We start from the raw sequence: 15,561 nt of genomic DNA, 5'->3' as shown, positions 1-15,561 counted from the left end.
CTCCCGTTTTTTCATTCGTCATCATTTTTCAGGATTTCACGGGGGGACCGCATATATCGTTTGGTCTGGGCCGCACGTATCTTTTGCTCCTGAAGTTGGTTTTTTTCAAAAGCTGCCTTGGCTTTTTCGATAATTTCATCGATATCCGCAGGTTTCACCAGATAGTCGTTGGCCCCGGATTTGAGGCCGTCAATGGCCGAATCCAAGGTGGCGTGGCCGGTGAGCATAATGACTTCCACAAGCGGGTATCGGGCTTTAATGGCTTTCAAGGTTTCATTCCCGTCCATACCCGGCATTTTGACATCTAAAATCACCACATGAACGGTCCGGGTTTCCAGAATTTCAAGGGCCTGGTTTCCGTTCAAGGCGGTCAGGGTCTCAATTCCCGTTTTTTCAATTAGTTTCCGGGTCGTCTGAAGATACCGCTCTTCGTCATCCACCAGCATGATTTTCATTTTTTCCATGATTTACCTCCTTGCTGTTTACGGGGTTGACCGGCAGTTCAATACAAAAACTTGCACCGGCGTTGTCCCGGCTTGTTAGATTCATGGTTCCTCCAAAACTCTCTATAATTCCGTAGCAGACACTCAGGCCCAGGCCGGTCCCCTTGCCCACGGGCTTTGTGGTGAAAAAAGGAGAAAAGACCTTGTCAATATTCTCAGAGCTGATGCCGGTCCCGTTGTCTGTGATCGTGATTTCCAGCCGGCCTTCATGGTTCACCCGGGCCTCAACCTCCAGGATCCCCCCGGAGGAACCGTGTTTCTGGGCAATGGCATCCATGGCATTGTTGAAGAGGTTGAGCATGACCTGCTGGAACTGGGAAGGGTCACCCATGAATCCCGGAAGATTCTTCGGGATGTTTTCAACCAAATCAATGCCGTTGACCCGGGCCTTGTTTTCAATGAGGTGGAGAATGTCGGGTATGATTTCGCCGGGATTGAGCCGCTCGGGTTTGATCTCATTTTTCCGGCCGAATTTCAGAATGGAGTGGGTAATGGCCGAACACCGGTCGACCTGGACTTTAATCTGGTCCAGGCTTTCCTCCATTTCAGCCATGGTTTGAGGCCATCCCTCATCCGAAACCGGTTCTTTTGGGATTTTCCCGGGAGACGGCAGATCCAATAGCAAGGATTGAATGAGGGAGTGTTCCGCCTTGATGATCTGCAAAGGATTATTGATCTCATGGGCAAATCCCGTGGCCATTTCCCCGATTTCAGCCAGTTTGACGGCCCGGATCAGTTGATTGCCCAGGCTTTTTTTTTCCATGCCCAGCCGGTCAATGTTGTTCAGAATCCGCCGGGTGGTATAAAAGGCCATGGCCAGGATCACCATCCCGCCAACGGCCATGATGACAAGGTTCAGGACAGCTGCCCGGTAAAGGGATGCAAAGGCATCTCTTTTTTCCTGGCGGACCACCAGGAGCCAGTCCCGGTTTTTCATCCAGGTGGCGGCATATAAGTACTTGTTTTTCGACGCATCTGACCGGATAAAGGTCTTGATACCTGTTTCAGGAAGGGGGATGGATTTAAACTCAGGATCCCTATCCAGGATCCGGAGGCTTCCCGACCGCCTCTTGCTCTGGGTGATGCCGGTCTTGTTGAGGATATAGGCTTCTCCGGTTTTTCCCATTCTCACCCCGGAAACCAGCCGCTCAAAAAAAAGGGTATCAATGGTTGCCCTCATCACCCATGCCCTCTCCCCTGCTCCCCGGCGCACGGCAATTATAAAATGGGGAACCAGGCGGTATCCCAGGAAAATATCGCTGACATAGGACCCGTCCTCCATCACCCGTTTAAACCAGGACTCATCCCTATAGGTTTTTCCCTTGAGCCGGTATTTTCCGGAATATCTCAAATGATTCCCCTTGGAATCAAAGATCCCCAGATCCACAAAGGCAGGGGACCTTTTTTTTAAATGGTCAAACACCTGGTCGACGGTCCCGGACCGGGTCAATTCTTTAAAATCATAACTGTCCATGATCAATCGAAGATCTGCCCGGCGCTCTGTCAGAAAAGACTGGATCATTTCACGGTGATCCCCCACGATCCGTTCCAGGCTGGAGAGGGTCTTCTCCTCAAGGGCGGTGGCAAAATGCGTAAAGCCAACACCCATGGCCAGGGTAAGGGGAATCAGGGGGACGATAATCATGGTAATCAAAATGGATTTTTTCAGCCGGCTCCGGTTCACCGCCTGGCCCGGATCTGTTTTTTCCGCTTTCATCCTCTTTCTCCTGCGCAATAGGCAATTCACATTCTGACAATGCAGATAGCAACTATGATACCGATACCGGCCTGGGCATGATTTTTTATTTAACCAATTGGAATGAAACGAGGATTATCAAACCAAAACTCTGGGCCCGCCCGCCCGGGCATGAAGAACATGTCGGTTTTTTTTTCAGAGTGTAAACCTTATGGATACCTCAACCCCCAAGGACAGGGTTCCATGAACTCTTTCTTACAGTTCCCGGCCGACCCATGACCGCAATTGGCAGACCTCTCCCATGAACTCTGTTTTCCTGATTCTGCTGGCATATCCCTTGCTTTCAATATCCGGTATCAGGCATGTGCCGGAGATATGCTCAATAAAGAGTTCCCCATTTTTCAATCCATAATGTTTTTAGATAAAGGAGAAGTTTGATGAGCAGAATAAAAAAAATATTGGCCTGCGTTGATTTTTCGGAATATTCATCGATGACACTTGAGTATGCAATGGACTTTGCAAAGGACACAGACCGGCAGATTGTGGCTTTCCATGTCATCAATCTGCGGGCGCTCAAAGGGGTTGAGAAAATTACCAATTTTCTGCCTTCCGAAGCTGCTGAAAAGGAAAATAGAGAAAAAAATCCTTTGGAAGGAATCGATTCCTCTGCCAACTACCTGCCCTACGATGCCAGTGATGAGAAGTATATTGAGTCTCTCAGGGAGGAAAAAAAAGCGGCCATGGAGAACCTGATAAAAGATCTTTTTTCAGATGAAAAATCCAGGATTGACATCAAGATTGAGGCGGGAAAGCCCTATGACGCTATTCTGAAAGCCATTGAAACAGAAGAAGCGGACCTTGTTGTGATGGCAAATAAGGGCAGAACCGACCTGTCAAGGGTTCTTTTCGGCAGTTCCGCAGAAAAAGTATTCCGTCATTCTCCTGTCCCTGTCCTGGGTGTCAGGGATAAGAACAAATTCAAAAGGAAATAAGAGACCCAAATCCATTGTCTGTCGAGCCGCCCGGAGCTGATCTGATGCTCTTTTGGGTGGCTCTTTTTTTGCCCGAAACAAGATCTTAAACACCGGGCCTGCCTCCGGGAAAGAGACCCCTGCCCCAAGGTGTCAATCTCTTTTACAGGTTGGAAAACAATTGATGAATAATCCGTTTTTACAAGACAGGGCAAACATCCTTTCATCGCCGGACAGGCCTGTTGGATAAGGATTCAGAATTATAAATAAAAATGGCACGCCATTTGCTGATACAAGGCACAGGGTAAAATCGTTCTTACCCCAGGTAAAACCCATAAAAAGGAGAAAAAAATGTCCGGAGAAAAAATTGAACAAAAAAAAAGAAAAGTTGAATTTTTTTTAAACGCTCCCCAGGCAAGCGAGGTCATTCTTCTGGGAGATTTTAATGAATGGAACGGGAAAAAACACAGTTTGAAAAAAGGGAAACTGGGTACCTGGGAGGGCATATTGATGCTTCCACCGGGTACCTATGAGTACAAGTATCTGGTTGACGGCCACTGGTGGGAAAAGACATCGAACCATCATAACCGGATCAACTCATTTGGAACATATAACAATTTGATTACGGTTGACGAATAAAGAATCCGGCCTGGGATCCTGCTCAAAAATCAACCATAGACCAGGGGCGCAAAATGAACCGGGCCCTGGATGATAAAAATAGACGGATAATGAAAAAGGAGAATGGAAATGGATAGAAAATTGGATAAGATTCTGGCCTGCGTGGATTTTTCCCCCTATTCCTTATTGACCATGGAGTATGCCCTGGAATTCGCAAAGGGAAGACAGACGCAGATCCTGGTATTTAACGTCATTAATCAGAGCGATCTTCGGGGGATTGAGATGGCAGCGGGACATTTTCCAGGATGTTTTCCAAGCGGGATGACCTCCCAGGAATATATAAACCGGATTAAAGAAGAAAGAAGCGGAAAAATAAAACTGATGATCAAGGAACATTTCTTTGACGAGAAATCGCGGATGAGCATCAAGATCGATACCGGCATTCCCTATGAGTGCATTTTGAACGCAATAGAAACAGAGGGGATCGATCTGGTGGTCATGGCCAATAAAGGCAGGAGCAACCTGGAAAGATTCCTGTTCGGAAGCTCTGCAGAGAAAGTGTTCCGCCATTCTCCCGTTCCGGTTGCCAGCGTCAGGGAGCGGGAGAAGATTTCCTAAAAAAAAACCACAGTGCCCTTGTCCCTGGCAGGAAAGGACTATCCAAGGATGAAGGATTTGACATGGGCCGTGTTCCCCGGCAAGTCATATCCGCTGCCAGGAAAATGAACGTGTGGGGAATACCCTGAATCAGGATGAAAAAAAGCGGGGAGGTAAAAACGTGACAACCATGAATCTGCACAGACTTTTTAACCCGGAATCCGTGGCCGTAATCGGTGCCGGGGAGAGAAATGGTTCTATCGGGTATTCCATCATGAAAAACCTATTTGAAACGGGGTTTAAAGGAAAAATCTTTCCGGTAAACCCCAAATATAAACAGGTCATGGGCATTCCTGCCTTTTCCGATATCCGGGATATTGGGGAAGCAATGGATATGGCGGTTATCGCCACACCCATGACCCATATCCCGGAGATTGTGGATGCATGCGGCAATGCCGGTCTCGCAGGTGTGGTGATCATCTCATCGGGCGGAAAGGAGACAGGGGAAAAAGGCCGGGACATGGAGAGACGGATAATGGAAAAGGCCCGGCCCCACAATCTAAGGGTGATCGGGCCGAACTGTCTTGGCATTATGAATACCTCCAGAAACTTGAACGCCAGTTTTGCCCATATCTCTCCCCTGCCCGGGAAGGTTGCGTTTTTATCCCAGAGCGGTGCGGTCTGCACCTCTGTGCTGGATCTGGCCCACCGGGAAAACTTCGGGTTCAGCCATTTTATCAGTCTGGGTTCCATGCTGGATGTGGATTTTGCCGACATGATCGATTATTTCGGGTCCCTGGACCATGTAAGCAGTATTGTCATGTACATGGAGAGCATCACCAATATCCGTAATTTCATGAGCGCTGCCCGGGCCGCTTCGAGGCTCAAACCGATCATCGTTCTTAAATCCGGAAGATCAGCGGCCGGGGCCAGGGCAGCCGCATCCCACACCGGTGCCCTGGCCGGTGTGGACGGGATCTATGACGCCGCATTCCAGCGGGCGGGAATTTTGCGGGTCAATGAATTTGAAGAGCTGTTCGACTGCTCGGAATTTCTGGCAAAACAGCCGCACCCCTCGGGCCCCGGCCTCGCAATTGTAACCAATGCCGGAGGACCGGGGGTGATGGCCGCAGATGCCCTGGCCTCCCATGGAATGGAACCGGTAGAATTCACCCCTGAAACCCTTGCACGGCTGGACAAGATTCTGCCCCAAAACTGGAGCCGGGGAAACCCCGTAGATGTGCTGGGGTCCACCGATCCAGGGGCATATATGGAGGCGGTTAAAATCTGCACATCGGCCCCTGAGGCAGATGGCGTTCTGCTGATCTGTTCACCGGCCGGAACCATGGATACCCTGGGACTGGCAAAAGCCCTGGCAGACCACTTGAAAACGGCTCCGTGTCCTGTTCTGACCGCCTGGATCGGGGGAGATAATGTGATAAAGGCCAGGCAAATATTTAATCAGAGCGGTGTTGCTACCTATGATTCGGCCGAACGTGCGGTAAAGGTGTTTAAAGATCTCTATCAATATGGCCGGAACCTGGAAATGCTTAGTGAAATTCCTGTGAGGGCCGATGTCAGGCTGAAGATAGACCGGGAGCATGCCGACCGGATCCTGGGCCAAGCGCGAAAGAAAGGAGAAAGGAGCCTGGCCGAAGCAGAGGCCAAATCTCTTCTCCTGGCTTATGGGATCCCTGCAAACCAGACAAAAATTGCAGATTCCGAAAAAACGGCCATAGAACTTTCCTGGCAGACCGGATTTCCGGTTGTTCTGAAAATCTGTTCCAGGGATATCCTGCACAAATCCGACTGCAAAGGTGTGGCCCTTGATCTTAAAACCCCTGAAGAGGTGAAAACCGCATACCGGCAGATCCTGGGAGATGCAAAAAAAAGTTTTCCGGATGCCGATATAAAGGGGGTGACGGTTCAAACCATGCAGCCGACCCCGGACTATGAGCTGATTATCGGAGCAAAAAAGGATGATCATTTCGGTCCTGTAATCCTTTTCGGCATGGGAGGGATTCTGACCGAAATTTTCAGGGATTCGGCCATGGGTCTTCCCCCGCTGAATCAATCCCTGGCAAGGCAGATGATCGAAAAAACAAAAATTTCAACCGTGCTGAAAGGATTCCGGAATATCCAGCCGGTCGACAGGACCCGGATCGAGGAAATCTTGATCCGGACAGCAAGGCTTGTAACGGATTTTCCGGAAATTAAGGCTATCGATATCAACCCCCTGGTGGTCAAAGACGGAACTCTCACGGCAGTGGATGCAAGGGTCCTGATTGCCCCTGCCGATGTCGCCTCCCCCATGCACCTGATCATCAGTTCCTATCCCCGACAATATGAAAAACAGGAGACCACCGTGGACGGGCACGACTTCTTTATCCGGCCTATCCGGCCCAGTGATGCGGATCTTCTCCTGGATCATTTCTGTTCCCTGTCCCCTCGAAGTATTTATATGCGGTTTTTTTCGCCGCAGAAAAAATTGTCCAGGCAGATGCTGATCAAACTGACCCAGATTGATTATGACCGCGAAATTGCCCTGGTGGCATTGATGGGCGATGGGCCGGCCCAGGAGATGGTAGGCGTATGCCGGATTATCTTATATCCGGACGGCACCCAGGCCGAATTTGCCATGGCCATCAGCGATCATTGGCAGGGCCGGGGAATCGGGTCCTCCCTTTTAAAGGCCTGTCTAAGGGCGGCCTGGGATAAAGGAATCAAACGGGTCATGGGCCTGGTCCTGGCAGAAAACACCCAGATGCTGAAGCTGGGGAAAAAGCTGGGATTTACCATAGCCCGGGTGTCGGAGAGTTCCGAATATGAATTGGTCATTGAATATGAGCAGATGAAAATGGTCTAGAAAAAATATGCGTTTGCTGTCTGGCAGGATAAGGACGCTGAATGATATTGAAAGGAGAGGGGATTGAGTATCTACACGGGAAGAGGAGATGACGGAACCACAGGGCTCTTGAGCGACGAGAGAGTCCCTAAGAATCACGAACGGATTGATGCCTTTGGAGATATTGATGAATTGAACGCCACCCTGGGAGTGCTGAAATCAAGCCTGGCAGACGACGCCGTTGAATCAACCCGTCAGATCAGCCGGATTCAGTCGGATATGCTCAAGATCGGTGCCTATCTTTCTGCCTGGCGGGATGCCCCCATACTTGAACGGCTGGAGAAAATCGACGATACCGACATCCGGTTCATGGAGACGGCCATTGATTCCATGGAAGTAGGATTGCCCCCTTTGAACGGATTTCTGGTTTATGGAGGCCATCCGTGTGCCGCCTGGAGCAATTTTGCCCGGGCCGTCTGCCGCCGGGCGGAAAGAAAGGTTGTCGGCCTGTCCATTGAACTGAAAGTCGGGCGATCTCCCAGGCATATGAAGTACATCCTGGTCTACCTCAACCGCTTGTCCGACTACCTATTTCTTTTGGGACGAAAGTTCAATTGCCTTACCGGACTGCCGGAGGATATCTGGAAAAGCTGACAGCTTTTGATTTTTTTGATTTTCCGGCCTGGAATGGGGTGAAAAATTATCGACTCCGGCTTTTTCAATTGACTTGCATTCAAAGGTGCAATAGGCTTTTTCCACAATAACTTTCCAACCAGAAGGGGTCAAAATGAGGGACAGAATTAAAATTATCCTTGTCACATTTCTAATGATTATCGCTTTTACCGGGTGCAGCAAACTGACCCGGGAAAATTACGATACCATAAAAATCGGCATGGATTATGAACAGGTTCAAAAAATTCTTGGGGAGCCGGACAAGTGCGATTCAGCCCTTGGAGCCAAAAATTGTATCTGGGGAGATACCGAAAAGAACATAACCATAAAATTTGTTGCAGACAAAGTGGCTTTTCCAACGATGAAAGGGTTGTAAAAAAGCCAAAAAAATTTGAGGGAAATAATCCTTACCGGGCAGTTCCCTTACGGGTAACTGCCCGGATAATAAGTTCTCAAACCCGATCCTGGCCATTGCCCACGCCATCGCTCCGGAAAGATAGGCCCTTTCAAATGAATGCCAATACGGCTGCTGCAAAGTCATGGGGGGCTTCCTGGGGCGGATTATGGCCGACACCGGGAATAACCCGGTGCTCATATTCTCCCGTGAAAAAAGGACGGTGATGAATCGAGCCGCCCGAAGGGGCAACCCCGTCATTGTCTCCGTCAAGAACCACCGAAGGGACCGATATTTTGGGCTGTTTGGTCAAAAGGGTTTCTGTTTCTTCCACGGCCGGATCCCCGGGAACCTGTCCGAAGCGATGCCGGTAGGAATGAATGACCACATCAACAAAATCCGGATTGTCAAAGGAGGCGGCCGAGCGGTTATACTCTTCGTCTGTAAACTCCCAGGCCGGTGACCAGAGCCGCCAGAGGAGCCTGCAAAATTCACGGCGGTTTTGATCCAGACCTGCCCGTCCCCTCTCGCCATGGAAATAGTATTGATACCAGTAGCGGTATTCGTCTTCCGGTTCCACGGGATTTACGGAATCCGGAATATCCTGGATATTATACCCTCCCACGGAGACAAGGCCGTGCACGCGTTCAGGCCAGAGAGCCGCCGATATGCAGGCCGCCCTTCCCCCCCAGTCAAAACCGGCAAGAACGGCTTTCCTGATCCCTAAGGCATCCATCAATGAGAGCAGGTCGTGGCCCAGCACGGCCTGCTGGCCCGAACGCAGCGTGTCCGGTGACAGGAATCGGGTTGGACCGTAACCGCGCAGATAGGGTACGATCACACGGTACCCCTCTGAAACCAGGAGAGGTGCCACCTGGTCATAGGCGTGCACATCATAGGGAAAGCCGTGAAGTAAAAATACCGGTGTCCCCTCTGACGGGCCGCTCTCAAAATAGGCGACCATCAGATCACCCGCTTGAATCCTTTTCAACATGGTCTTTTTCCTTTATTTTCAAATTTCCAGCTTCCGGCCAAAAGATAAAAGATCCTGCCTGCTATCGTCTTCACCTGACGGAATGGCTCTCCTTTGACAATTCATCCATAAGATGCTCAATAGCCTTTTTAAGCTGAGTATCCTGCCCGGAACAATAGGGGACCTCCAGGCGGACTTTGATATCCGGCTCAACCCCGGTCCCTTCCAGGTTGACCCCGTCGATCCGGCAGCTCTGCACGGCAAGAAAGAGCAGATCTTTATTGGATAAAGGGAAAAGCCGCCCCCCAAGGGTATGCCCAGGGGTCTTTTCTCCGATCACTGTGGCCAGCCCGTACTTTTTAGCGCCAAAAGCCAGCATTTCCTTTCCACTCCGGCTGAAACCGTTGACCAGGTAAACGGCCGGTTTTCTCCACTGGGAATCGACAATGCTTTTCTTTCCCTCTCTGTCAATCATTTCAAGGACCGGGATCTTCCGGTTAAAGAGATTGAGATAATAGGGCCAGGCCCCTCCCAGACCGTACCGCAGATCAATGATCAGCCCATCTGCCTTTTTTAAGCTCCCCCAGACAAGGGCATTGAGCAATTCCCGGTGATACTCTTCCCCTGCATAGGAGTAGATATGGATATAGCCAATCTGCTTTCCCCCCTGTTTGATCATCCGGATGCTGGCTTTTTCCGCATCCAGCATCTCCTGTTTGGGATCGACCAGAGCCGGTTTCATCATGATTTTGAATGGCTCGCCCTTTTCCTTTCGCCTGATTACAAAGGGGACCTCCATTCCCACCAGCGGACTCAGGCAAGCAATCGGGGTATAGGGAGCTTTGTTGACGGATAAAATCTCGTCCCCTTTTAACAATCCGGCTTTCTCGGCAATGCTTCCGGCAAGGACAGAAACCACATGCACCCGTTTTTGAAAGGTTTGGGTGATGACACCGATGGTCGGATATCTCACCTCCTTTTCCCGGAACAGGGCCCCGACCTCCGGGATATTCGAAAACAGGGCGGCCAGGTGATAGTATTCGTAATCCTCTCTTGTCAGATAATAGGTATGGGAGGCCTTGAGTTCACCCAGCATGGCATTGACAAGGCCGGCAAATTCCTTTTTGCCGGAGATCTGCCCGAGCCGGCAAAGGTACTTGTTCTTGATGGCCGCAAAATCCCGTTGAATCCGGACAGGATCATAAAAATCTTTCTCCACGACCCTGGTGATCTCCTCAAAAAGATCGGGATAAGAACATGCCGCTGCAAAAGAAGGCCCGGAATATCCCATGAAAATGGTCAGCCACAGGCTGATGGTTAAAATGATCCGTCTATCCCTCATCTTATCTTTCCTGTCTCCTTAGGGCTGCTTAGAAAGGAATAAATTACCGCCCGGTCAGCCCATTGTTGAAAATCTTCTTCCAAAGTCCCTCACCGCTTTAATTGAAACTCCACCGTAAAAACAGACCCACCGGATTGATAGCAATCGCTTTTTTCCCTGCAGAAAGAGCAGTCATCGATATTTCCCGGGCAGATGTCATCCCTGCCGGGGATAAATCCGCATCTTTTTGAAGAGGCATGGATGGAAAAATGATATTTTTCAGAAAATATCTTCATCCTCAGCAGATCCGCCCCCCTTCCGCCGGCATTGAAGTCAAAGGGTTTTTTTGAAGAATAGGCGGCTGTTCCCTGCGTGGTGAAAAACCCCTTAAATATCCTTGCCTGGTCATCTCCGAGGATTCCCACCCCATAGTCCCTGACCGAAAAACCGGGCCCGGGTTCCCGGTTAAAGACCGTCACCTGGATCTTCCCCTGATCCGGGGTATTTTCAACGGCATTTTTGATCAGGCCGGAAAAGACCTTTTCCAGGGGTTCTGCCGGAATCATTACAGGGGGGGGCGTTTCCAGAAATTGTTCAATCTGAAGGTTCCGATGGGCGAATTCAGGCCCCATCTTTTCAAGGCCGTGCCGGATAAACTCATCCAGAAAAATCTCCCGGGGTTCTGCGTTTTTGGTTTCAAACATATCCCTGATCCGGGTCCGGACCTTGTCCAGAAGCTCTGTCCGGCCCGTTTGGGTCTCGATGATATCCTCAAGCAGATCTGCACACTCGTCCACAAGAAAGGAGAGCCGCTGACGGGTTTCAGATTCTTCTCCCAGGATGATGTCACGGACTTTTTCCTGGAGGTCCTTGATCCGTTCCACGTTTCTCTGGGCCCTGTCCATGGATCGCTTCCAGGAGTCGTCCGGAAGGGTCTGCAGTTTTTTTTCAAGGATCTGCAATGTACCGCTGAAAACGGAAACCGGGGTCCTGAGCTCATGGGAGAGATGATTGATTGCCTTGGTTTTTGCCCGGTCCAGGCTTTGGAGTTCTTTATGGGATTGTTTCAATTCATCGGAAAACCGGGCATTTTCAATGGAAAGTCCCACGGTTCCGGCGATCATCCCCAGCAGCTCCATATCCGAATCTTCAAACAATCCCTGGGATTTATTGAATGCCGCCAGTACACCGATGATCCGGTCATGGCTCTGGATGGGAACCAGCACATAGTTGTCAAAGGAATATCCGAACTCATGATCTCTTTCGACATAGCGGGCCGAATCTTTGTAGGCATCGTTTACGATCAGCGGTTTTCCGGTTTTGACAACCTCTGCGGAAGCCAGGCTGTCAACGGGCAGCCGGATCTCCTTTACCCTTTTTTTGGTTGCCTTGTCATCATCGGCTACCCCCGGGAAAAAGAATTCCTTTCTTTCTTCATCCAGGAGGATGACAAGGGCTCCCTGGGTGGACAGCAGCCGTTTGATTTCAGAAGTGATATAGTCGAGAAGCTCTTCAAGATCCGGGTATTCCGGCAGGGCCGTGCTGATCCGAAGCAGGGCCTCATTGTTCCGGGCAATCCGTTTCTCCCGGGTGATGTCCCTGAAAATGACCAGTTCTCCGGGCACCCCCATCTCTGATTCGGAAAAAACAGCCCCCCTTGCAATGACATCCAGGAGCCGGCCATCCTTGGTCATCCGCCGGGTTACGTAGCGGGTCAGGGTTCTTTGTTCAAAAAGTTCCTTGAGTTTTTCCGAGGTCTCGGGCCCGAGCTCCGGGGGAACAAACCTGGCCCGACCCTCTTTGATATCCTCCAGGGTCCACCCGAAAACCTTGGTAAAAGAAGGATTGAGATAGGAGATGCCGCCCTTTAGCGTAAACGTGGCAACCGGATACGGGGCAAAGTCAAGCAGGGTCCGGTAGCGTTTGGCCGATTCCTTTAAAGAGACTTCATTCTGCTCAAGGGCGGCAACTTGACGTGTTAGATCCTCGACCTGCTGTTCCAATTGCTCATATGTGGCCTTTTGGGTCATCATAGATCTCCAAATCCGAAATTATTTCAAAGGATAGCATCGGGATTGCAGAACTTCAATGAACAAGAAAAAAGAATCAAGCACATTGGATTTGATTTCAATCCGATTGTCAAAGGAACATGAGCGGTAACGAAACCGGGCTGATATCCGCGAGGACTTTCAAACCGGAAAGATGGATTCCATCTTTCCGGTTTGAACCTAGGAGACCGCTTTGAGGTCAATGGCAATTTAACCGTCGCAGAAACGATCCGCAAGGTCATAGATTTTTTCAACACGGTTGAGATACTCACCGTTGTATAGACCGCAGCTGGAACCCAGAATCAGGTCCCCGGCCGGTCCCAGGCCCGTAAGGATCTGTTCCAGCCGTGTCTTCTCCTTTGGCGGAAGAGAATCCGATTCCAGCATTTCAGTCTCAATTCCGGCCATGATCATGATCCGGGAATCAAACTGCCGGTACAGGTTTTCCAGGTCGTTGATCCTGCTTTGGATGGCGGCAAACCCATGGATATGCCAGGATTGGATGAGGGGGATAAGGGAGGTCAGGTTCCCGCAGGAATGAAGGAAGACGGGAGTGCCTCTCTTCCCGGACTCTTCAACGGCTCGGGCGTAAAAAGGGCTGCACAGGGCATCAATATCCGAGGGACTGACAAAGGGGCCCTTATCCGATGCAAAATCATCGGCAACCACCACAGCCGCCGCCGAGGCATCCAATACCCGGGATACCAGGCCCAGGCTTTTTTCCGATTCCGCCTGATAGGCCTCAAAGATCTCTTTCCGTTTAGAGATCCAGTCCGTCATCAGCCCCAGCAATCCCATTTTGTTGACCAATTCCTGAAACGGGCCGTCAACCACGGCAAGAACCGGACCCTCATATAGATCAACGGCGGTCTGGACATCCCGGCACGGGAAATACCGGTATCCCAAAGCAGGTTTATCTGACGGATCATGGGAAACCGGCAGACAGACCATGGAATGCTGGAGCCGGTCCGCCATCCGGATATGATCTTCCAGGGTATCTTTTAAGCCGGCATGGTGAAAAATCTCTGTGCCGAGCCAGAGTTCTCCCCTGGAAAGGGGAGTGGTGCTGCTTTTAACGATTAAGGTCTTGAATTTTTCCAAGGAAGCAGACAATTTTCCTCCGATAAAAAGCGGCCGTTCCGACCGATTTAGGGTTTAGCGATCAATTTCTCTCACCGGCTTTGAATGATCCATGCTCTGTTCTTTATCGACATCCAGAACATATATCCAAGGAAGCCGATTACCGCCTGCATGATACCGATGAACATTATAAGGTGGCTGGTATCCAGGGAAATCAGGAGCATCCCGATGCTGCCCATGATAAAGCCGGTAAAGTTAATCAGGGACGAGGCCGACCCGGTGTCGCCCTCCTGCTGTTCAAGCATAAGGTTGGCGCTGGGCGGCCTCATGGCGGTAATGGACATGGTGGAGGGAATCATGGTGAGGGCAAAGACAAATGGGGAAAACGATCCCAGGATACTGACCAGTATGCCGCTGACGGTCAGCACCATAAAACAGGTGCTGATGATGGTGTTTGCAGGCCACAATTTGGATATTCTGATGTACAGGATGGGGCCGACCATGGCACCACAGGCATTGGCTGCAAAGAACAGGCTGAAGGCCTGCTCGCTGAGTCCGAAGCCCTGGATATAGATGTAGGAAGATGCGGCAATAAATGCCATGAGCGGCATGGTGACCGAGGACAGAATACAGAGAAGCCATGAAAAACCCGGGTTTTTAAGCACAACAAAAAGGCGTCCGATGGAACGGAGAGTTGATCCATCGTAGGGGGTTACAAGGGGTTCCTCCATGGAGAGGGTGATGACCAGGGAAATGAAACCAAACCCGGCCAGGGTGATGAAGATGGCCCGCCATGAGGCGATTTTCAACAGCAGAGACCCCAGTATGGGGGCCACCACCGGTGCGGTGATGACCATGGCCATGATCACGGCCAGGACATGGGCCCGTTTTTCCCCGGTATAGAGGTCTTTGACAATGGCCGTTGCCACTGCCGTGGCTGCCCCTCCTCCAAAGGCCTGGAAGATCCGGAAGACAATCAGCTGGATATAGCTGTCTGCAAATGCACATAAAACGCTCGAGAGGATATAGATGATCAGTCCGCTGTAAAGAATGGGCTTTCGTCCGTGTTTGTCGCTCAAAGGCCCCCAAATGAGGATACCGATGCCAAAAAAAACGATAAACAGGCTCAATGTAAGGTTTATCCGGGCCGGACTGGTTTCAAAAAGCTGAGCCATCTGGGGCAGGGCCGGCAGGTAAAGATCGGTGGACAACGGGGGAAAGGCGCTGATAAAAGCCAGAATAACCAGCGTGCCCTTTCCGGGTATACTTTTTTGTTTCATTCTCGTTTATTGTTCTAAATTTCTGGTTAATTAAGATGGGCTTCCCGGGCATTCAACAACATCCGGTCCATGAGGTCCAGGACCAGTTTTTTTTCCTCGTCGGTGAATCCCCGGACAAAGATATCGCCTGCCCGGGTGAGGGCGGCAAGCAATTTATCTGCAGCTGCATGGGCCTTTTCTGTTGCAGTGACAAGGTTCTGACGCCTGTTTTCAGGATTGCTCCTGCGGATCACATAGCCGTTTTTTTCCAGCTGGCAGATGGCCCTGGCCGTGGTGCCCTTGTCAATGGCCAGACAACCGGACAGGTAATCCTGGGTGACCGGCTTTTCTTCACGGACCAGGCTGACGATGAAGGGAAGCTGGCTTGCCTGGATCCCCTGGTTCAGGATCTCTTTGCGGCACAGGGCCATCTGCAGCCTGTGAAGCATGGCAAAGCGATAGCCAAAGGAAGTTTGGTGTTTGTCTGTTTTTGTTTCCATAATTTGAACCCGCCCAGGCAATATTTGCAATAACAACAGTTGACATTGCAACATAATCTCGTTATCCCTTTTTGTCAAGATCCG

At 50.5% G+C, this 15,561-nt stretch carries 14 protein-coding genes; 6 read left to right on the top strand and 8 right to left on the bottom strand.

Translation table 11 applies throughout. The annotated features are described in order from the left end of the window. Positions 1-11: 11 nt before the first annotated feature. Positions 12-464: a response regulator gene (locus F608_RS0114710; RefSeq protein WP_022666410.1), complete on the bottom strand. Its 453-nt coding sequence runs from the start codon at positions 462-464 to the stop codon at positions 12-14. Further along, complete coding sequence (locus F608_RS0114705) at positions 433-2,220, bottom strand: sensor histidine kinase (protein ID WP_022666409.1); 1,788 nt, start codon at positions 2,218-2,220, stop codon at positions 433-435. The genes F608_RS0114710 and F608_RS0114705 overlap by 32 nt, the downstream gene beginning before the upstream one ends. Positions 2,221-2,636: 416 nt before the next feature. On the opposite strand from F608_RS0114705, the gene F608_RS0114695 reads away from it, so the two are divergent. From F608_RS0114695 to F608_RS0114670, 6 genes are all read left to right on the top strand, one after another. Next, the gene (locus F608_RS0114695) at positions 2,637-3,191 is read left to right on the top strand and encodes a universal stress protein (protein WP_022666407.1); all 555 of its coding nucleotides are present in this window, start codon (positions 2,637-2,639) and stop codon (positions 3,189-3,191) included. A 330-nt stretch (positions 3,192-3,521) separates the two neighbouring features. Further along, positions 3,522-3,809 (top strand): glycogen-binding domain-containing protein, encoded by a 288-nt coding sequence (locus F608_RS0114690; RefSeq protein ID WP_022666406.1) that lies wholly within the window; start codon positions 3,522-3,524, stop codon positions 3,807-3,809. Between the two features lie 108 nt (positions 3,810-3,917). Continuing rightward, a complete protein-coding gene (locus F608_RS0114685; RefSeq protein ID WP_022666405.1) occupies positions 3,918-4,406 on the top strand; it encodes a universal stress protein in 489 nt (162 codons plus the stop codon). A 169-nt stretch (positions 4,407-4,575) separates the two neighbouring features. Further along, positions 4,576-7,251, top strand: a complete 2,676-nt coding sequence (locus F608_RS0114680; protein WP_033398677.1) for a bifunctional acetate--CoA ligase family protein/GNAT family N-acetyltransferase — start codon at positions 4,576-4,578, stop codon at positions 7,249-7,251. 63 nt (positions 7,252-7,314) lie between these two features. After that, complete coding sequence (locus F608_RS0114675) at positions 7,315-7,884, top strand: cob(I)yrinic acid a,c-diamide adenosyltransferase (RefSeq protein WP_022666403.1); 570 nt, start codon at positions 7,315-7,317, stop codon at positions 7,882-7,884. 133 nt (positions 7,885-8,017) lie between these two features. Then, the gene (locus tag F608_RS0114670) at positions 8,018-8,278 is read left to right on the top strand and encodes a DUF3862 domain-containing protein (RefSeq protein WP_022666402.1); all 261 of its coding nucleotides are present in this window, start codon (positions 8,018-8,020) and stop codon (positions 8,276-8,278) included. A gap of 130 nt (positions 8,279-8,408) precedes the next feature. Here the strand turns inward: F608_RS0114670 and F608_RS0114665 are convergent, their stop codons facing one another. The 6 genes from F608_RS0114665 to F608_RS32050 all read right to left on the bottom strand — a co-directional run bounded on the left by F608_RS0114665 (position 8,409) and on the right by F608_RS32050 (position 15,477). After that, entirely contained in the window at positions 8,409-9,290 is an 882-nt protein-coding gene (locus F608_RS0114665; RefSeq protein WP_022666401.1) for an alpha/beta fold hydrolase, read from the bottom strand. Between the two features lie 70 nt (positions 9,291-9,360). Beyond that, on the bottom strand, positions 9,361-10,611 hold the full coding sequence (locus F608_RS0114660) for a S41 family peptidase (protein ID WP_022666400.1): 1,251 nt from the start codon (positions 10,609-10,611) through the stop codon (positions 9,361-9,363). Between the two features lie 89 nt (positions 10,612-10,700). Beyond that, entirely contained in the window at positions 10,701-12,623 is a 1,923-nt protein-coding gene (locus tag F608_RS32055) for a GAF domain-containing sensor histidine kinase (protein WP_084681163.1), read from the bottom strand. Between the two features lie 225 nt (positions 12,624-12,848). Next, entirely contained in the window at positions 12,849-13,751 is a 903-nt protein-coding gene (locus F608_RS0114650) for a uroporphyrinogen decarboxylase family protein (RefSeq protein ID WP_022666398.1), read from the bottom strand. Positions 13,752-13,810: 59 nt separating this feature from the next. Beyond that, complete coding sequence (locus F608_RS0114645; protein ID WP_022666397.1) at positions 13,811-14,998, bottom strand: Bcr/CflA family efflux MFS transporter; 1,188 nt, start codon at positions 14,996-14,998, stop codon at positions 13,811-13,813. Positions 14,999-15,024: 26 nt separating this feature from the next. Beyond that, positions 15,025-15,477: a MarR family winged helix-turn-helix transcriptional regulator gene (locus tag F608_RS32050; protein ID WP_022666396.1), complete on the bottom strand. Its 453-nt coding sequence runs from the start codon at positions 15,475-15,477 to the stop codon at positions 15,025-15,027. Between the last annotated feature and the right edge of the window lie 84 nt (positions 15,478-15,561).

The organism is Desulfospira joergensenii DSM 10085 (genome assembly GCF_000420085.1).
GTDB classification, from domain to species: domain Bacteria; phylum Desulfobacterota; class Desulfobacteria; order Desulfobacterales; family Desulfobacteraceae; genus Desulfospira; species Desulfospira joergensenii.
The sequence above is the reverse complement of the archived record's forward strand: the minus strand, read 5'-3'. Positions and strand labels throughout refer to the sequence as shown.